Origin of the sequence: Microcoleus sp. Pol14D4, from assembly GCF_036701245.1 — a bacterium.
GTDB lineage: Bacteria > Cyanobacteriota > Cyanobacteriia > Cyanobacteriales > Microcoleaceae > Microcoleus.
Map to the genome: position 1 here is coordinate 15644 of NZ_JAUBQM010000051.1, position 18843 is coordinate 34486.

At 45.6% G+C, this 18843-nt stretch carries 15 protein-coding genes; 7 read left to right on the top strand and 8 right to left on the bottom strand.

Annotation, left to right across the window (positions count from 1 at the left end):
- Positions 1 to 48: 48 nt before the first annotated feature.
- The 3 genes from QUA33_RS18155 to QUA33_RS18165 form a co-directional block, all read right to left on the bottom strand.
- Entirely contained in the window at positions 49 to 3690 is a 3642-nt protein-coding gene (locus QUA33_RS18155) for a diguanylate cyclase domain-containing protein (RefSeq protein WP_333150008.1), read from the bottom strand.
- A gap of 727 nt (positions 3691 to 4417) precedes the next feature.
- Positions 4418 to 5692: a bifunctional oligoribonuclease/PAP phosphatase NrnA gene (locus tag QUA33_RS18160; RefSeq protein ID WP_333150010.1), complete on the bottom strand. Its 1275-nt coding sequence runs from the start codon at positions 5690 to 5692 to the stop codon at positions 4418 to 4420.
- Between the two features lie 246 nt (positions 5693 to 5938).
- Complete coding sequence (locus QUA33_RS18165; RefSeq protein ID WP_333096229.1) at positions 5939 to 6436, bottom strand: HNH endonuclease; 498 nt, start codon at positions 6434 to 6436, stop codon at positions 5939 to 5941.
- A gap of 344 nt (positions 6437 to 6780) precedes the next feature.
- Here QUA33_RS18165 and QUA33_RS18170 point away from each other — a divergent pair, with 344 nt between their 5' ends.
- Positions 6781 to 7245, top strand: coding sequence for a COP23 domain-containing protein (locus QUA33_RS18170; protein ID WP_333150012.1), 465 nt, complete (start codon positions 6781 to 6783; stop codon positions 7243 to 7245).
- A gap of 33 nt (positions 7246 to 7278) precedes the next feature.
- Here QUA33_RS18170 and QUA33_RS18175 read toward each other — a convergent pair whose 3' ends face one another.
- Complete coding sequence (locus tag QUA33_RS18175; protein ID WP_333150013.1) at positions 7279 to 10059, bottom strand: AAA-like domain-containing protein; 2781 nt, start codon at positions 10057 to 10059, stop codon at positions 7279 to 7281.
- A 117-nt stretch (positions 10060 to 10176) separates the two neighbouring features.
- Here QUA33_RS18175 and QUA33_RS18180 point away from each other — a divergent pair, with 117 nt between their 5' ends.
- Positions 10177 to 10935 carry a 5-formyltetrahydrofolate cyclo-ligase gene (locus tag QUA33_RS18180; protein WP_333150016.1) on the top strand — a complete coding sequence of 253 codons (759 nt, stop codon included), beginning with the start codon at positions 10177 to 10179 and terminating at the stop codon, positions 10933 to 10935.
- A 13-nt stretch (positions 10936 to 10948) separates the two neighbouring features.
- Here QUA33_RS18180 and QUA33_RS18185 read toward each other — a convergent pair whose 3' ends face one another.
- Positions 10949 to 11548: a Uma2 family endonuclease gene (locus QUA33_RS18185; RefSeq protein ID WP_333150018.1), complete on the bottom strand. Its 600-nt coding sequence runs from the start codon at positions 11546 to 11548 to the stop codon at positions 10949 to 10951.
- Between the two features lie 270 nt (positions 11549 to 11818).
- Positions 11819 to 13684, bottom strand: coding sequence for an AAA-like domain-containing protein (locus QUA33_RS18190; protein ID WP_333150020.1), 1866 nt, complete (start codon positions 13682 to 13684; stop codon positions 11819 to 11821).
- A gap of 276 nt (positions 13685 to 13960) precedes the next feature.
- Here QUA33_RS18190 and QUA33_RS18195 point away from each other — a divergent pair, with 276 nt between their 5' ends.
- The 3 genes from QUA33_RS18195 (at position 13961) to QUA33_RS18205 (ending at position 16131) form a co-directional block, all read left to right on the top strand.
- Complete coding sequence (locus QUA33_RS18195) at positions 13961 to 14134, top strand: hypothetical protein (protein ID WP_333096224.1); 174 nt, start codon at positions 13961 to 13963, stop codon at positions 14132 to 14134.
- Positions 14135 to 14174: 40 nt separating this feature from the next.
- Positions 14175 to 14507, top strand: coding sequence for a hypothetical protein (locus QUA33_RS18200; protein ID WP_333150022.1), 333 nt, complete (start codon positions 14175 to 14177; stop codon positions 14505 to 14507).
- Positions 14508 to 14799: 292 nt separating this feature from the next.
- Positions 14800 to 16131, top strand: a complete 1332-nt coding sequence (locus tag QUA33_RS18205; protein ID WP_333150023.1) for a serine hydrolase — start codon at positions 14800 to 14802, stop codon at positions 16129 to 16131.
- 86 nt (positions 16132 to 16217) lie between these two features.
- Here QUA33_RS18205 and QUA33_RS18210 read toward each other — a convergent pair whose 3' ends face one another.
- Positions 16218 to 16589: a DUF4342 domain-containing protein gene (locus tag QUA33_RS18210; protein ID WP_333150025.1), complete on the bottom strand. Its 372-nt coding sequence runs from the start codon at positions 16587 to 16589 to the stop codon at positions 16218 to 16220.
- Positions 16590 to 17071: 482 nt separating this feature from the next.
- Here QUA33_RS18210 and QUA33_RS18215 point away from each other — a divergent pair, with 482 nt between their 5' ends.
- Positions 17072 to 17173 (top strand): helix-turn-helix transcriptional regulator, encoded by a 102-nt coding sequence (locus QUA33_RS18215; protein ID WP_333150045.1) that lies wholly within the window; start codon positions 17072 to 17074, stop codon positions 17171 to 17173.
- A gap of 313 nt (positions 17174 to 17486) precedes the next feature.
- Here the strand turns inward: QUA33_RS18215 and QUA33_RS18220 are convergent, their stop codons facing one another.
- On the bottom strand, positions 17487 to 18266 hold the full coding sequence (locus QUA33_RS18220; RefSeq protein WP_333150027.1) for a TMEM175 family protein: 780 nt from the start codon (positions 18264 to 18266) through the stop codon (positions 17487 to 17489).
- 200 nt (positions 18267 to 18466) lie between these two features.
- Between QUA33_RS18220 and QUA33_RS18225 the strand changes: the two genes are divergently transcribed.
- Positions 18467 to 18718: a helix-turn-helix transcriptional regulator gene (locus QUA33_RS18225; protein WP_333150029.1), complete on the top strand. Its 252-nt coding sequence runs from the start codon at positions 18467 to 18469 to the stop codon at positions 18716 to 18718.
- Positions 18719 to 18843 lie beyond the last annotated feature (125 nt).

Sequence of the window (18843 nt, forward strand, 5' to 3'; positions counted from 1 at the left end):
TTGGGTCCGGTTTTTCTAGGAGAAATCTAGGATATACCTACCTTTTGCCTATTCTACAACTGGATTAACCTCTGGCGCCGTCAGCGGGTTTGCGCTTTTGTAGCGATCGCGCCCTTGTCGTTTCGCATCGTACAATGCTCGATCGGCGACGGCAACGAGTTCATCGGGTGATATTTCCGCAGTGGGAATCACAGTTGCAATTCCCATGCTCACAGTCACGATCGAGCTTACCTCAGATTGCTCGTGAGGGATGCCCAAATCTCGGATTGCCTGACGCATCGACTCAGCAACCGCGACCGCCCCTGCTGCATCCGTACTCGGCAGGATAGCAGCAAATTCTTCGCCCCCATACCGCACAAACAAATCGGTAGAACGTTTAACCGCGGCGGCACCAGCTTTCGCCACTTGCACCAAACAAGTATCCCCAGCTTGATGTCCGTAGCAATCGTTATATCGCTTGAAATAATCTACATCCAACATAATCAACGAAAGCTGTTGTTTTCCCTGCATCAGCCGATGCCATTCCGACTGCAATCGCTCATCAAAACAGCGGCGGTTTGCTACTTGTGTTAACCCATCTGTCGTAGCAATCAATCTTTCTTGTTCCGCCCGGTGTCTGAGCATCTCCTCGCCCCGCTTGTGTTCTGTAATATCAGCAAAAGTCGTCAATACTGCATAGGGTTTAGACTGATTGAGATGGAACAGCGGTTGAGAATTAATCGAAATCCAAGTCAGCGTTTTATCCGATTTGTGAATGCCCATCACCACATTCGATCGCCCTTGTCCCGTTCGCAGGGTGAGGATTGCCGGATGCTGTTGGCCCGGGAACGGTTGGCCATCCTCCCGAACGATTCGCCAATCTAAATCTACGGATGTGCGCCCCATCATTTGCTCCGGGGTCAGCCCTAGAATCCTTTCGGCACTAGCATTACACGCAGTAATTTGTCCGTTTGCTAGCTGGAGTACGACACCTTCTGTCATGCTAGTAATCACAGAACGGTAGCGTTCCTCACTTTCCTGTAATTGACTCAGGAGAATGTTTTTGGCATCAAACTCTGAAGCCAGATGCAGGCTGCTTGCCAGAAACCCGGCCATCAGTTGTAAGGTCTGGATATCTGGCTCTGTAAAGGCAGAGGGTTTAGCTGAAAGCACTTTTAAGACCCCAACCCGATCGTCCTGATAGAACAAGGGAACAACCACCATTGACCGCAGACCAATGCGCTCACAGGCAGCCCGATCCACCCGTGCATCGGTTTCTGAATCCTCGCAAAGCATGATTTGACCGGTCGCAATACATTTTCCCGATAAACTTGTCCCTACTTTGATCCGTAATCCAACATAGGCGCTGGCGATACCGGTGGCTGCCCGATACACCATTTCATCCCCTTCAACCATTTCAATCACTGCTCCATCGCCGCGGGTCAAATCTTGAGTCCTCTCTGCAATCACAGCCATGACTGCATCAAGATTGGGATTGCGGATGGCGATTTCCTGTTGGGTAGCAACCACTATACTCAGACGCTGGAACTCTAGTTGTAATGCTGCTTCTGCTTGCTTGCGATCGGTGATATCCTTCATAAAGCAGTGATGCCCGATCGATCGCTCCTGCGAGTCGTAGGCTGCCAACAGCACCACCTGCTTGTAAAAAATCGAACCATCTTTCCTGATACCTCGGGTCTCAACCTCAACTCGGCCCTCGGCCAGCATTTTTTGATAAGCTGCCATCATCATGTGGCCGTCATCGGGATGAACTGTTTTCTGCCAATTCATACCAAGCATTTCTTCAGGCTGATAACCTGCTATATTCGCGTAGGCTTGATTAACGCTGATGTACCGTCCGAAAATATCCAGCCGCGAGATGCCCTCAACTGCATGAGCAAGAGCTCTACTCAATTCTCTGAGTTCTGTTTCCGCCTTGACGAGATCCGTAATGTCTTGGGATGTACCAAACAACCGAATGACTTGTCCCTCTGCATTGAGTTCGGCCTGTCCTCTGGCTTCAGTATGGCGGATAGAACCATTCGGGCGCAAGACTTTGAGGCGCAATAGATAAGGCTCTCCCCGATCCAGCGCTCGTTGAACTACCAGGTGTAGCTGTTTGGCACTTTCGGGATGGTAAAGCCGCAGGTTTTCTTCATAGGTAGGTTCGCCCAGTGCCCTGTCGCGTCCCAAAATCTCAAATAGTTGGGGAGACCAGGTAATTTTACCCCTAATCACGTCCCATTCCCAGTTACCGATTTGGGCAACCCGCTGGGCTTCTGACAACCTGGTTTCATTTTGTTGCAGGGCAGTTTCTGTTTGCTGGCGACGAGCGGTAATGTCATTTTCGTTGACGACCAACATCGGGTTGCCTGTTACCGGGTCTTTGGTACACCGCACGTCGATTCTGTGCCAGCGAATCCCAGCCAGAGTAATCACTTGAGCCTCAGTGATCGATACCTCGCCGTACCCTTGAACTCCCATTGCGCGCTCTCCTACCTGAGGGTCAACAAAGTGGCTTAGAAAAGCATTATCTGACGCAGAGCGAGGGTGCAGCGCATCCCCATAACAGCGCAATGCCGCCGGGTTTTCCAGCAGCGGTAAGCCTTCTAGGGTGTACAGGGAAACCATGAGCGTGGTGTGCCGGAGTGCCTCGATCGATCGCAGGATTTCCGGCTCCATTCGATCGGCGCTTTCGACTGTACCCTCGACTAGCATTGCCAAACGCCCGCCCTCAATCCTGATCCCAGAACACCGACAGCGGACAGAAACAGGCTGACCGCCCGGGTAAAACGTCCACTGCTCGGACAAGGTTTTGCCTTGCTGAAACTGCTGCAGATATGTCTGCAAGCGAATCCCAGTAGACTCTGACACATCGCTAAAGTTGCGGCTCACAAGTTCTTGCCGGCTAGAAGCATTCCACAGGTACAAGGATGCTTGGTTTGCCCACCGCATTTGCAAATGCTGAATATCAAATATCCAGATCGGGTTTTGCAACAAGTCAAAAGCTTTGAGCTGGACAATATCGCCGCTCAGGGAATAGGCAAACTCTAGTGGTAGACAATTTTGATGATTGACTCTGGGCGCGCTTTCTGTACTGGGATCAGTTTGATTTGGTTCTGTTTCGAGTTCCGGCGGTTGATTTGGCCCCAGTACCGGGGGGTGAGATTCCAAGTGCCGCATCGTCAACCCGATGTGCATTGCAACCTGTTGCAGGATCTGAACGTCGAGAGGTTCCCACTGACGCGGACTTCGGCAGTGATGAGCAATCAACAGTCCCCAAAGCTTCGGAGATTGCTGCGGTTTGCCATCTAGCAAGATTGGCGCAACTAAATTTGCCTGAACCTGGAGGCGATCGAGCAATTCGACATCACAAGCTTGAAGAGAACCGCTGTGAATATCAGAAATGCTGCTCGTTTGTCCCTGGCTGTAACGCTCTACCCAGGTGGATTCACAGCAAGGATCGTAAATTTGTTTTCCTAGGATTCGCGGCCACTGAGCATCAACCGATTCAGCAAATACTACACTATTTCCCTTTGGTAGGAAGCGATAAATAATCACGCGATCGGTTTGCAGCAGCACCCTGGTTTCCTCTAGCGCACATTGCAAAATTGTCTCCAGCTCCCCGAACTCGTTGATTTGAAGTGCAATTTCTGAAACTTTTTCTAGAATTTTCTCTAACGACCAAGAGAAAGTCTGGTTTGTAGACATCTCCGCGTTCCTTTTTTGTTAACCAATTTTTTACTATTCTAGCCTGCCACAAAAAAATATAATAATTTCTTTTAACTCGTAGCAACAGGTTGCTTACTTAAGAAACGAAACCCACATTTTATGTTGAAATAAAGACTTTTATGAAATGCTACAATTCCTTTTTAACTAGGTAACTTAGATCGAAAAATATTTTATCATTATCCCTATATACTTTTTTGATCGTGCGGCACTTTTTTATAAAAAATTATTTGCCTAAACTTTCCTGCATCAACTCTAAAAAAATGTTATTTTTTTAGAAAATATTTAACCATCACAAAAATAAGCCTCGATAATTATTAAATTACAATAATTATATTGTGGACTTTAGTAAACTAAATAAAACTAATTTTTTCCCGCGCAACCTGGTTTTTTTACCAAAATACTTAGTTGCCTCCCTTGACCATCGTAAAAAAAACGGTTTCTTGGGTGTGTATTTTTGGAAAAAAGGGATAAAATTTATTATTGTTAGTCCTAGACGGAGCAACCGGGTTTTTTAACTCCCTTACTTCGCTCAAACCCTCAATAAGAGTTAAAAAACCCGGTTGATGAGAGTGAGAATGCGTCCAGGGCTGATTTTCAAATTGAGATTTTGCCCGAAATGAGAAAAAAACGCGGCAAAAGCTCGTAGTAACCGGAGGCAGAACCGAGGCTCTTGCTGGAATCAAGGACGCACCTAAAAACTCCCGAGTTAATGGTCGTAAACAGGATTGTCTTTAGGGCTAATTAAATGCAGCAACTTTTGCTTGATCTGATCGTCAAATACTTCCCATTTTAGCCTTGCATAATCGCTGTTCTCATTCCCGCCAGAAAGAAATCCCACCGGAATTTCAAAACCTCCAGCTTGACTTCTGCCACCCCCAAAAAAGCGTCCTTGAGCATCTTGACCGAAGGCTTCTTTAATGAATTCGTCGGGATCGAGAGTAAGTTTATTAGTTCGCAGGGAGCCAATTACTACTTCAATCTCCTCGTCCTTGTCGTGAACAATTGCGTAGACAACTGCTGTGTGTACGTTCTCTTCTGTTACTAAAAAGTCCGCCGCTTGGGGAATAGAATCCCGATCGTCATAGCGGAGATAGCCGATGCCGGCGATCGAAAAATTGTTCTGGACGGTGCGGTGTTTGAGCGATCGCTCGATCGCGTCCATCACCCACTTAGAACGAGACGACTGCAACACCGCATTCAGCAACTGCGGGTCGTAAAACCTGCTCAAATAAGCCGCAGCTAAAAAGTCCTCCTCCTGAGCTTGTCTGAGGGCGTTCGTATCCGATCGCAAACCGTGCATCAAAGCTGTAGCGCACTTGATGTGCAGGCTGACGCTGCTGTCGAGAGTTAGGAGTCCAGCCTGTAAATACTCGGCAAAAATCGTGGCTGTAGCGCGGATTTGAGGGCGCAAATCGATAAATTCTGCGTTCATTTCCCCCTGCAAATTGTGATGGTCGATGACGGAGGCGATCGGAACTCCCGCCGCTAAAATAAACTCGGTTAAGCTACAAGTCGTCCCTTGGTTGTCGATGAAAGCGCAACCCTGAAACACCGACAAATCCTTGGTTTTTACTGTTTCCAGCGTCCACCGCTGCAAGGGCAACCCTGTCAATTTAACTAAGGCAATATTTTCTTGGTGGCTGAGGGCCCCGGCGTAGATCATCTCGCATTGGATATCGTATTGTTCGGCGATTAATTTGTAAGTCCAAGCGCTTGAAAGTGCATCGGGGTCGGGAAAATCTTGCAGCAATATTAACTGGCGAGTGCCTTTGTGGCGATCGAACATTTGGCGCAATTGCTCGACTTTGCGATCGTGCAATTCCTCGCGGAGACGGCCGCGATTCTCTTGGGAAGCAACTTCGGCTTTGCTGCGCCGTTTTCCAGGCGCACTCACTGCGGGTACAACCTCGCTGCTGGCCTCAAGTTCAGCTTCGCGGTTGCCGGATGTTTCATCGGAATTGTTAGGGGAATGGTCTTTCATCGTTGAAAATTAACTATTTAACTATTTCAGGATTTGCACGGCATTCGATCTTAAACCCGGTTTCTTTGTAGATGCCTTGTTGTCAAAGCCCATACTTCTTACGAGAAACCTAATTTAAGAGCGTAAATTCTCTCTTTAACTGTTTAACTTTTTAATTTATGCAGAGAATTTGTGTTCCCAGGAACGAAGCAATCTCAGGACTCAGAACTTCCGCAAAAAACCCCCGCGCTTGCGCTGACAGGGGTTTTAAAGGCCTATTACATATTTTTGCCATTCTTTGTGCATACCGCTCTTAACGTGTTTAGTCACTTCAAAATAAAGACCGCTGTGAGGTTTCCGAGGCGGATAGCGCAGCGGCATTCCCGCTTCTTTCGGCGTGCGGCTGCCTTTATTGACATTGCAGCGCACGCAGGCGGTGACGAGGTTTTCCCAACTGTCCCCTCCTCCGCGCGATCGGGGAATTACATGATCGAGGGTTAAATCGTCCCCCGCATAACTGCAGTATTGACAAGAGTGTGCATCCCGGTGCAAGATGTTCCGGCGGGTCAGCGGAATATCCTTATAGGGAACTCGGACGTAATGCCGCAGTCGGATCACAGTTGGTAGCGGGAAGTTTGGCGCAATAAATTTCCCGTTGTGTTCTACCTGTTCTGCTTTTCCTTTCAGCAACAAAACTACCGCCCTTCGCCAATTGGTGATGTTAAGGGGTTCGTAGGAGGCGTTCAGCACCAGAACATTGCCCATTGTTGATTATTAAAGAGAATATTTTTTTCGATGTTAACACAGGTTCCCCTTTAGGTGGGACGGCCTCAGAAAGAGCGAGGCTCAGCAAAAAACGGTGAAAAACCACTTCTTTACCCTATACCTTCGCGCCTGCGCCCCCTAGGGCTACATCTATTTTCTGCCTTTGGTGTTTGTCAGCAAGCATTTTTCCCTGAGTTTTGGCTTAAATGAGGCCAGTGTGTGCGATGGCAAAAATTTGCAGAATAAATTTTATTTTTTTCTCTAAATGCCTAATCTTCCCGGCAACAAACAGCTTAACTTTTTAGACTATTAGTAACCTTAAATGAAAAAGCTTATTACTGCTCATGAAATTTCGGCTCTTAAAGTCAGTTTTTAGCGCGTCAATTATTGCCCTTGCTGCTCCGATTTTAGCAAACAGTCCAGCCTTTGCCCAAACGCCTTCATTCTTCTGCGGCGCTGCTGGCGGCCGTCCAGCTACAATTGCTGTCCAACAGGGCAAAAATATTCCCGTTATTTTGTGGCTAGCTGATAACTATTTCAATGAATCAGGAGAAGATGCGATTACTCGGTGTACCAGAGTCTCAGGAATTCTCAACAACTCGCAACCGCAAGGAAGCTGGGATAATATTGTCACAGCAGGTGCATCGTCCAGCGGTCAACTAATTATTTGTGCAGCTAATCCTCAAGACGGTTCCTGTAGATTATTATATCAAGTACCCAAAGGTCAAAATCCAGAACAAGCCAGACAAGAACTCTTAAAAAGAGTTACAAATCCTAATGTAAGTGTTTCGCCTGTTAAAGTAAATTGATAGTCATCATTAGGGACATGGCATTGCCGTGTCCTACTTGCAGAGAGTTGAAACTCTTGTAAAATACTTCGGTTGATTGGTGAAAAAATTGCAGCTTTGCTCGAGCAATTCTTCTAACCCTTCAACCTGCCTCAGCCAGACAGTGCCGTCGCTTCCAGCTACAGCAATTTGCTTTCCGTCTCGACTCCAACTGACACTAACAACATTCTCCTCAAACTCAAATTGAGCAACCTGCCGCCCCGCTAAATTCCACAGCCTTACAGTCTTGTCAATTCCCACTGTAGCCAGCCGTTCTCCATCGGGACTAAAACTAATTGATTTCGCATCTAAATGCAATGTTTGAAATTCCTTAACTAATTCTTTTTCTGACAAATTCCACAGCCCTACTTTGCCATTCAATGTTACTGTAGCAAAGCGATACTGGTGTGTAGCCGCAGTGAAACTGAGCCCAATTGCCTGAAAGGGAAGTGTTTTTTTCAGTTTTCCCGACAAATTCCAAATTCGCACTGTAGAGTTGCCATCTAAAGTCGTTATAAAATCTCCGTTTGGGCTAAAATTTACGCTTCTCACTAAGCCGTTGTGACCGGGGAGTTTCACGACGCTAGACGATATGGATTTTGGCAGTTTTGACAATTTCCAAATTGCAGCATTGCTGTCTATTCCAGCAGCAGCCAACAACAGTCCGTCTGGACTAAAACTGATGCTAGTAACTGAGCCTTGAATTCCTTTGAATGTATAAATATTTTTTCCTGATAAATTCCATATTTTAACTGTGCTGTCCCTTCCTGCGGTTGCTAAAAATTTACCGTTAGGGCTAAAGTTTACCATATTAACTGACTGCTGCCCAGCTTTCCATTCCACAATTTTTTGCCCGGAAAAGTTCCAAATCCGAACACTATCGTCTATTCCGGCGCTTACTAAAACTTGGTGAGTGGGGCTAAAATTGACGCTGGTAACTGCACCGATATGAGCTTGCCACTTCATCTTTATTTGTGGTGGAAGTGATGAGGTTTTTATTTGCTCTTTTTCGCTAATCTTATCGAGGATTACTTGTAAGGCTAGCAGCGGTATAGTAGCCGGATATTGTTCTAGACGCGGTTGATTTTTAACCAAGGTTTTTAACTTTTTACCCGAGGCGATCGCCCTCAGTAAAGCTTCTGATAAAGCTTCTGTGCTTTCGGTTTTTTGAGATACCGCCAACAATAAAGCATCGCTGCCACTTTGTTCGATTTCAATACTGGCTTGTGCTAGTTTAAACCGCTGGTAAGCGAGAGTTGAAAAGCCGATCGCCGCCAGTAACGATGCTGCCAGTACCGCAGAACCGATGCCGATCCACTCTTTGGCTTTTTGTTTGGCAGAGTCAGCTTCACTCCAAGCTTTTTCGGCATCGCACACAGCTTTTTTGGTTTCTAGTGTAGCTAAATGCAGCAGTTGATTTTGGTCGCTCAAAATAACTTTCTGGCTGGCAGTCAAAAACTGAAAATCTTCGTTTCTCAAACTTTTTCCTGCCGCCCAAACTAATGCTGACTGCAAATCATCCCCTCGCAACAGTTGGGAATCATCTTCACAGCTAGAATTTAGCCAGAGTTTGATCGCTTCCGAGTAAGGCGAGAGTTTTTCTAATTTGTCTTTAATTAATTCTTTGTTAAAGACAGCTTCATAAATAGGATTAGAAATTGTTAATTTTTCCCCGTGCTTAACGATTAATCCGCTTAATCGCAACTCCATTTGTTCGGCACTACCATCCGGGACAATTTCAGTTTGTTCTAAAATTTGCTGATACAATCCCAGTCTCCTGACAATGCGCTGGTTTTCTTTGAAAAGCCGATCGCGAATTGTGGACAAATGTTCTGGGACATCTTGAGTTTCCCAATTCTCCACGATTTTCAAGCGCACTACTTTCTCTACCCACTCTTTAGAAAGGTGAATGTTATTTTCCTCTCCCTCTTGGCAACGGGCGGCTGAATCTTCCTCCCCCCCTTGGCAAGGGGGGGCTGGGGGGGGTAAATTCGGGATTAATTGTGGATTTTCCAGCAGAAGTTTGCACAGCTTTTGAGTCAAAAAAGGCTGCCCGCCCGTCCAGTACAAAACCTCTCTCAAAACTTGATTAGGGCTGTCTGTAAGGTCGGACAACCCGGCTGCTAGCGGTTGAGCTTCTGTTTCGTCAAAACCAGTTAATTCGATTGCCTTGCCAATATTAAAAGGGGTGTTGCTGCTGGCATTTTGCTCGCGGCACAAATCCGTCGGCGATGCTACGCCTAAGAGGGCCCAAGTTAGGCGATCGAACTCTGAATTGTTGGCGCGCTTGTTGTAGCACGATCGAATTAAGGCTAAAAAATCGTCGGCGGGAAAATCTAGGGCGAGAATGCTGTCGATTTCGTCAATAAAAATGACAATATTGCTGGAAATGTTGGGTAGCAGTACGGTTTCGATGAATTCGCTCAATCTTTGAACCGGGGTTAAAAAATTGCGATCGCGCCACCAAGTCCGCACGTTGACAATATCCGACAGGTTAAAGTTATTTTCGAGAATGCGTAGCAAACCAGCATACCACTGTTCGGGAGTGACGCCGCGGTTGCCAATTTCCGAAATGTCGATCGCAGCACAAGCAATTCCTTCATTTCTCAGTCGCTGAATTGTCCGCACCTGCAAGCTAGATTTGCCCATTTGCCGCGAATTCAAAACATAGCAAAATTCCCCGGCTTTTAATCCGTTATAAAGGTCGTCGTCGGCTTGTCGCTTCACATAATTGGGAGCGTTATTGGTGAGACTGCCGCCGACTTGATAGTAACTGGGCTTTGTGGTAAAATTCATATAAGTTATTCGGCGGTTGAAACCGCTACTATACAAACAAAATCCGCCTTCGCGGACTGAAGAAGTGAGGCGGTATTAAAGCATAATTATGTATGATAAATTGTAACACAATACAGTATGAAAACTGATTGGACAGGATATAACGACGACAAAGACAAGTTAAGAGCTGAAATTTGGTCTTTGCTGAATCAGCAAGCCGCATCTATTGGCGATCCGTTTGGTCATATTCCCAACTTTGTCGGTGCACAGGTGGCTGCCGAAAGATTGGCAAATTTACCAATATGGCAACAAGCAAAAACGATTAAATGCAATCCAGATTCGCCCCAAATTCCGGTGCGGATGCGAGCTTTGCAAGATGGAAAACGCCTGTATATGGCAGTACCGCGATTGACAGACGAGCGCTGTTTTGTAGAGTTAACTGCTGAAGATTTGCAGCGGCAAAATATATCAATTGCCGAAAGTGCGATCGCCCGCAAAGCACTCGCTTGCGGAAAATTGGTAAGTTTTGCAGAAATGGAGCCGATTGATTTAGTAATAGTCGGCTGCGTAGCGGCGGGGCCCAACGGTGGAAGAACCGGGAAAGGTGCAGGATTTGCGGATTTGGAATTGGCTATGTTGAAGGAACTCGGGTTAGTACAAAGCGATACGCCAATTGTCACAACAGTGCATCCTTTGCAAATAGTCGCAGATTTGCGTTTACCAATGCAAGCTCACGATTGGGCGCTGAATTGGATTATTACTGCTGAGGATGTAATTGAAACTAATACAACTTATCCGCGTCCAATTGGGTTAAACTGGGATAATATACGGCCGGAACAGTTAGAACAAATTCCAATTTTGCGACAGTTGACAGAGAAATTAACCAATAAAAAATAGCTTTCAATCAAAATCAAGGCAAAAGAGAATTCACAGCGATCCCCCCAATTTCTATTCCTTCAATAATAATCGGTATAACAGCCGATCGCCCGAAATCCAACCTTTGACTGTAATCTGGCTGCTCAACTTCCACAAGAGGTTGAGAGTACACCTCAACCAGTCCTTCAACAAGATTCACAATCCAATAAATCGCAATTCCAGCGCGGGCATAAATCCGTTTTTTGACAGTGCGATCGCGCTGAAGCGTCGTATCTGATACTTCAATAATCAGGGCAATATCTTCAGCCCCCGGATGGCGATCGAGATACTGTCGCGTATCCCCTCGAACAACCACTATATCAGGTTCGGGTTCGCTGTTGGAAAGCGTGATCGGTTCTTGAGAATCGACATACCAACCACGGGGTAAAATATTCTCTAAAGCTGCTCTGACAAGACGAGTTGTGACTCGATGCGGTGGATTTTTTGGCATTTTGAAAACTAGCCAACCTTCCAGCAATTCTACAGAGTCATCATCCGTGAGAATGCCAGCTTGAATTATCGCATGATACTGCTCGATGCTCAACCGGAAAATCAGATCGTTCGGAATTGCTGCAACACTTTCGACGGGCGACATAACTGTATAGCCGAGTTGATTATTGTCTTATTTTAGTGTTTATTTAACAAACCGCGAAGGCGCAAAGGAAGCGAAGCAAGAAAGAAGAAGAAGAAGGTAATTTCATGATCTTTCTACTTTGTTGTGAACACGCGCCATGCAATGAAAGCTGTAAAGGCTAGATAACCAAACACGGTTATCCAATCTAGCCAATTATCGGAAGTTATCAAAAAAATATCGTTCATGGTATCATTCGCCTAATTATTACTTACCGCACTTACGCACCAAATTTTACACGATCGCGCTTAAGTGCGATCGAAAATATTGTCGGTACAGTTCGCACCTCGGCACGCACTCGTTCCCCTGCAATCTCACCAACCCCAAACTGTCCAACTTAAAAGCCTGCATCGCCTTTAATGGCACCGGACAATCCGCAGTCACAATCTCTCTCATCCCCTGCGCTAACTCAGGATATTCTTCTAAATTCCACAACTGCCGGCGCAAATGGTCGCTGTAAATTCCCGCATCTGCGATCGCAGTTTCTTTTAATTCATCGAGTGTCAAACCCGATCGCGAGATGTGATATAATGCAACTCGCACTAAATACGGATGACCGCCGACAATAGCCATCAATTCCTCAACTTTTGCCTCCGACCAATTCAAATTATGGCGCGCTGCTAAATCTTGTATTTGCTGAGAGTTGAATTCGGGCAAATCTACGGGAAGTCCGACGTTGAAAGGCGATTGATTGATGTTCATCGGGATGTAAACTTCGGTGGAGTGAACTACAATTAATCGCAGTTTTTTCCAAATGTCGCGCCGCTTCGATTCTTCGTGCCACGCCCGCAGCAGTCCTAAAAAGTCTTCGGCAATGTCGGGATATTGGAAAACGCGATCTATCTCGTCTAATCCTAAAATTAAAGGACTGTCGATTTGCGGCAAAATGTATTTTTCAAAGTAATCTTTGCAGTTAACTTTGCTGCCAAAAATGTCATCCCAATAATCGTCTAATTGATTTGGTAAGTGCAACTCGCGGCCGACGTAAGCGCAAAACCACTTTAAGAATTTATCTAAGTTGGCAAATACGGCTTTATCTACTAACTGAAAAGTTAGCGGGACGGTGCAATAGCCTTGACGGGCTCCGTGATGCAAAATTCTTGCCATCAACGAAGTTTTGCCCATTTGTCTCGGTGCTTTAATTCTAATTAAGGCGCTGGGCTGCACAATAGTTTGATAGCAGCGTTCTTCGATGGGCTGGCGTTCTACATAAAATTGAGAAGCGACATCGACTTGTCCTCCCGGTAATTCAGGTTCGGCGGCGGGTAGAGGTATTTCGTCGTTGCTAATTTCTAATAGCTGTTTTTGTGTTAAATCTTCTGTTTCTTCTATGACTGGTACGGGAGTTTCTGCTAGTAAATTCACAACTTCTTCGATAATAATTGGAGTGTCGGCGGTGGTTTTCCATTCCCTCTGTTTGATGCGGTACAGATAGCCTCGCAAGTCGTGATTTAGAGGCGCGTTCAGGGGAAAACCGACGCGGATGGGGAGAATTATTGGTTTCTTGTCAGGGCGGGAGTCTTGCAGTTCTTTTGCTTGCTGAACTTGATATGTTAGTAGTTCGCTTTGGTTTCCCGTTGGCGGCAACAGTAGCAGCAAATAATCGCATTCTTGGAGGAAGTAATTAATGCGGTCGAACCAATTGTCTCCCAATCTAATATTATTTTCTGCTGTGAAAACTGTATGACCGATCGCGCTTAAGGCTATTTCTAAGTGTTTTCCTAACTCGCGATCTGGTTCAGCGCTGCGATAACTGACAAATACTTTAACAATTCTGCTGCTGGCTGTATCTTCCGCTGGCTGCGAATTTTCCAGCTCGTCTAAATTTTCCGGTTCCTCAAGTTTAGCCGATCGGTGGTCGCTAGCAGCCAGAGTCATTTCAAAAGCCGCGAACAACTGTCGAATTTTACTCAAATCCGCACCTTCTCTACCCTGCTTAATTTTGCTGACTGTATCGGCACCGACGCCAGACTCGGCCTCGATTTCAGTCAGAGTACCTCTAATGTTATTTCGGTCAGACCATTCTTGGAGCGCCTCGTTAAGTTTCTTTAAGCCAGAGGCAGTGAGAATGCGACCGCGATCGCGTTTTGACTTGAGCACTTCGCTTGCAGTGAAAGGGGAACGAATCTAGAAATTTTAACGCCTTAAGTTCCTATTTTGGGCGATTTTAAGGAAGATAATCAGCCAGCCGGAATTTAAGGGATTTTACTTGGAGAGGTTTTTAGGGCGATCGACTCCTCAAACTCTTTCCTGATAACGGATTCAACAGTTGAATATATTTGACGAGAAAAAGTTTTTCTTAACTCCCCAATCTCCGCCGCTAATCACCACTTAACTTTTTAGAGTAGATACACCAAGCAAAAAAGGAGCAGCCAAATGAGCAAAATCTTACACAGACTGGCAATGGCCGCTTTGGGAACCGCCGCCATTTTCACAATTAATACACTTAATAATTTAACAGAAGCATCAGCCGCGGGTAAATTTGACCAATCAGAAATTCATCAAAACACAGTTTTTCCACTTGGCGTACCGGGTCAGTTGCATAAATAGGGCAATTCATTGATTGATTTAATTGAATTAAGGAGAAATTATGAAGTCTACACTGTGTTCGCCACAACCTATAGCTACCAAATCTGACTCCGTTGACGCTGAGGCGATCGATGCCTGCACTGCACTTGCATGGGTGGAATTGGTAGCATTAGATGCTAGCGCTCTCACGGGGGATGATTGGCTGGCTTTGTGCGATGATATAGATAGCGGGGAAATCTACCGCTGCTGGTTTTTGTGGCGCGATCGCGAAGTTAGCGGTAATTGGGAAGCTTACGATCCTTTGAGCGATCGCCGATTCGTTGCGAAAGGAAAAGTTTTTCTCAAAGCTGCGATCGACTCGCTCGAAGATGCTAGAAATCAGGAAGTCGCCTAACTTGAATTCATCTCAGGCGAATAAAATTTTTGCCTGCAAAACAAGAATTCTGCCAAGAGAATCCACGACTGTACACACTTTCGTCCGCCTGGGCGAGATTGGAAGAAAAAGGGGTAATAGGAGCGGATTTGAGATCTGTCCCGGAAACCGACTATTCTCAAATAAAATAAAAAAAATTACGGCTGCAGGCAAAAGTTGACTGTATGATGCTATGTGCTTCGTCTCGAAAGCGGTTGATAAGGTTTTTTCAGCCGCTTTCTCGTTGCAGCCGTTAAACTCTTTCTCTTCACACATGACTCCTAAACTGCGATGGCTGTTGCCGGCCGCCCTTAGCCTTTTCTCGATCGCCCTGCCCGCAAAAGCTGATACACTAACATCTTGGCACTTCGATCCCAGGGAAAACCAACTCAATTTAACCACAGATTCGGGAGTTCAGCCGGAAGTCAAACTAATCGCCAATCCCACCCGCTTAGTAATTGACTTACCGGGAATAGTCTTGGAGTATCCCGAAAGTCCTCAAAGCTACAACTCAGCTATTCAACAAATTAGAGTCGGGCAGTTTGACACCGGAACTACCAGGTTAGTAATAGAATTAACTCCCGGTTATAAGTTAGACCCGCAACAAGTCCGAGTCATTAGAGAATCTGCCACGCGCTGGTCGTTTCAGTTGCCAAATCCCGAGCAGATAGCGGGGAATGAGTCTTTTATCCCCACAGCTATTACCCGGATAGAACAAGCAGCAGGTCAAGTGACGCCCACTGTTTCGCCGGAAAATCAGAGAAATTATTCTACTGATTTGGTGATGTCAACCGCCTCGGAAATGACAGCCATCAAGCCTCAAATCGAAAGTGCGATCGAACAGTATAGATCCCTGAGCGCCGGAATGTTTTTTCTGGATTTAGATACAGGAAACTATTTGGATATTAAGGGCGATCGAATATTTCCGGCTGCGAGTACCATCAAATTACCAATTCTGATTGCTTTTTATCAAGATGTAGACGCAGGCAAAGTTAGCCTAGACGAAACATTAGTTATGAAGTCCGACTTAGTTGCCAGCGGTTCTGGCACTATGCAAGACGAACCAGATGGAACTCGGTTTAGCATCAGAGAAACCGTAGATAAAATGATTACCATCAGCGACAATACAGCCACCAACATGATTATTGAACGTTTGGGGGGAATTGCTAAACTCAACGAGCGTTTTCGCAGTTGGGGATTAACTGATACGAGAATTCGCAATTGGCTCGGCGATTTTCAAGGAACAAATACCACAAGCTCTGTGGATATGGTAAAGCTGCTGGCAATGCTGTCTCGCGATAAATTAGTTTCTGAATCGAGTCGGGAACAAGCTTTAGAATTACTGCGGCACACAACAACTAGAACCCTGTTGCCTTCCGGCTTGGGGCCGGGAGCAGTTATTGCCGACAAAACCGGAGATATTGGTTTTGTAGTTGGCGATGCGGGAATTATTGATATGCCCAACGGCAAGCGTTATTTAGCCGCAATTTTTGTAAAACGTCCTTACAATGACCCGATTGTAAGAGATTTTGTCGGTCGGATTTCGCGGATTGTTTACAATTATTTAGACCAATCTGCGGCAAGAGTACCGGATAATTTGCGTTGATCAGACAATTCGGCGATTGAAATCGCTACTCAAAAAACAAAGTCCGCCTTCGCGGACTTGAAGAGAAGATTTTTAATTACTAAGGACTATTCTTTGCGCTCGATGGCTACAGTCAAATGAGCCGCAACTGCCCCCACTGTAGCAAGTACAGCAGCAATTGGAAAGACTACCGATCCTGCAACGCCGCCTACCAATCCCGCCATCAGCGGAATGTCTGCCAAAGTCCGCCCTTGCGAGTTTTTGATGACGAGGCGGCGGAGTTTTCCTTGCTGAATTAGTTCTTTGACTTTACCAATTAGGCTGTCGGCGCTAATCTTAAATTCTTCCACTCTGACTTTTTCCTCGGTTGCAAATTCTGAGGCGAATAAAGGAGTTTCAACTGTTGGGTTGGCTGAATTTCCGGCCGCTGCTGTTTCGTCTTGTAGAATTGTCACTTGTTGTTCTAGTTGTGAGTTCATTTTGTGTAAGGGCGGGTGAAAACCAGCCGTTTAATTTCTATACTCTTATCTTCGGCGATCGCACTTGGGAATGACAGGCAAGGAAACCCTACAATCTGCATTCGTACTTTCCACCCCTGCCTTTTTACTCAAAACTTTATTTTTGTCTGGTTAGATCGGGGCGGGTTTATCTCTTTCTAAAGATAGAGAAGATATTGTTGAAACAACCTGTCTTTAGATACAAGTAAGGTGCGTACTGCCAGCCATATCAAGGTGGCTGCTGTGAGTTGAACTTTTAAGTGGGACACCAAGCGAACTAAAGTCAGGGAAAATTATTAAAATTAAAACTTTATATTTCTACAATCACTTCAAAAGTGATTGCTATCTAGGCAGAATCAAGCTATGGCTTGCAATGCCGGTTCCCAAAAGCATCCCAGAGATAGCGAGCGCATTGGCGAAGCACAATATAATCAGAAACGCAAACCGAGTACATCAAGAAACATCTGAATCAAGATTTTAAGCTTGCAGATTTAGCTCAATTGCTGGGCATGAGTCAATTTCATTTCAGCCATCTGTTGAAGCAGTTGATAGGCACATCTCCCTAAGAATATTCGATCGCCCAACGGGTAAAACGGGCAAAGCAATTGTTGAAACTTTCGAGCTTGAACATAAAATGATTCATTTTCTCGGTGGTGCCGATGGGTCGGCGTACCGTCACCAGGTGTAACAATTACCTCACCAAGCCCATAGGTTTTCCCTGTTTCTTCACCAACTGCCTTGAAGGTATAGAGGTCTCGACCAAAGTAGTAAGAACGACCTTGACCGGGTTCAACAAAAAGTCCGTCTTGATGAATTATAATTTGTTAATTGGTAAAGCGAAGTGTTAGCTGGCTGGAATGGCTTTTTGTGGAATCTTCTTCACGAATTCAGAGTTTTCTCAATACGCCGATCGGGGATAAGCCACATTATTGCAACTAAAACATACAGCATGAAAGCCAACCATGAGTTCACAAAGGAAAGCAGGATTGCTACGGCATAAATCACCACTGATACTTTACCCTTAAAGTCTCGCCCAAGTGCGATTGCCAGAGTGGAATCTTTACCGTGGTGAGAAATAAGAACACGAGTAAGAATGAAGTAAGCGATCGCAGCCAACAACAGCACTGTGCCATAAAGCGCAACTGGCCAGGCCGCGAAGTGGTTCTCGCCTGTCCAGGCAGTGACAAAGGGAATGAGTGACAACCAGAACAGCAGATGCAAATTAGCCCACAACACATTACCATTGACGTGGCGAGCCGCTTGTAACAAGTGATGGTGGTTGTTCCAGTAGATACCAAGATAAATAAAACTGAGTACATAGCTCAGAAATACTGGAACTAGCGGACGCAGCGCAGCTAAATCAGCTTCATGGGGCACTTTCAATTCCAGCACCATAATGGTGATGAGAATGGCGATTACACCATCGCTGAATGCTTCTAACCTGCCTTTACCCATTTTTGTACATCCTCCTTTTTTGCTGGCGCGGTCGATCGCTTCTAATTCCAAAAATAACTTAGCATAAGGTCGGTTGCAGTGATGCGTTATACCGATCGGCGATCGCTTGCACTTACCAACAAAGCTAACGATTTTCCTTGTTGGGAAATTTTGTTGTTCTGTGAGATTCGTTGTCTTTAAGTTCTGCCAAAGCTTCAATACCACTAATCTTTAGCTCGTCCTATGGCAAAATGTTCATGGCTTCGTGAATAATGCCATATTCATCCCAGATCGTAATAGTGGGTCTTATGATCTAATAACTGTTCCAACCCTAAATGAGGAGAAAAATGAGCGAGGAAATTAAGGTGCGATCGAGTAGTGGCAATATTTTTGCCGATCTAGGGCTACCAAATTCTTCATAATTATTGATTAAAGCGGATCTTGTTCGCCAAATTAGTGAATTAATCGCAGTACAAAAATTGACCCAGATTGAAGCAGCAAAACGCCTGGGAATCGATCGCTCTAAAATAACTCATTTGCTGCGTGGTCAACTATCTGAGTTTTCAATAGATCGCCTGTTCCGGTTCTTAAACGCGCTTGGTAGTGATGTGGAGAGTCGGGTGATTGCAAAACCTGAATCTGATTCAGACGCTAAGACAAGAGTGATTGCTATTTAGGCACAATCCAGCTCTGACAAATCGATTATAGGCATTGCCGTATTGGTATAAGTTCAACAGCCACAGGCATTCGCAGCACAGAGTTTCGGCTATTTACGGCCATGACACCGAGAGCCGGATCGAAT

Bases quoted from the DNA above. Each gene is read 5' to 3' on its own strand.
- QUA33_RS18155 (WP_333150008.1), bottom strand. From the start codon at position 3,690: ATGTCTACAAACCAGACTTTCTCTTGGTCGTTAGAGAAAATTCTAGAA.
- QUA33_RS18160 (WP_333150010.1), bottom strand. From the start codon at position 5,692: ATGAAAGACCATTCCCCTAACAATTCCGATGAAACATCCGGCAACCGC.
- QUA33_RS18165 (WP_333096229.1), bottom strand. From the start codon at position 6,436: ATGGGCAATGTTCTGGTGCTGAACGCCTCCTACGAACCCCTTAACATC.
- QUA33_RS18170 (WP_333150012.1), top strand. From the start codon at position 6,781: ATGAAATTTCGGCTCTTAAAGTCAGTTTTTAGCGCGTCAATTATTGCC.
- QUA33_RS18175 (WP_333150013.1), bottom strand. From the start codon at position 10,059: ATGAATTTTACCACAAAGCCCAGTTACTATCAAGTCGGCGGCAGTCTC.
- QUA33_RS18180 (WP_333150016.1), top strand. From the start codon at position 10,177: ATGAAAACTGATTGGACAGGATATAACGACGACAAAGACAAGTTAAGA.
- QUA33_RS18185 (WP_333150018.1), bottom strand. From the start codon at position 11,548: ATGTCGCCCGTCGAAAGTGTTGCAGCAATTCCGAACGATCTGATTTTC.
- QUA33_RS18195 (WP_333096224.1), top strand. From the start codon at position 13,961: ATGAGCAAAATCTTACACAGACTGGCAATGGCCGCTTTGGGAACCGCC.
- QUA33_RS18200 (WP_333150022.1), top strand. From the start codon at position 14,175: ATGAAGTCTACACTGTGTTCGCCACAACCTATAGCTACCAAATCTGAC.
- QUA33_RS18205 (WP_333150023.1), top strand. From the start codon at position 14,800: ATGACTCCTAAACTGCGATGGCTGTTGCCGGCCGCCCTTAGCCTTTTC.
- QUA33_RS18210 (WP_333150025.1), bottom strand. From the start codon at position 16,589: ATGAACTCACAACTAGAACAACAAGTGACAATTCTACAAGACGAAACA.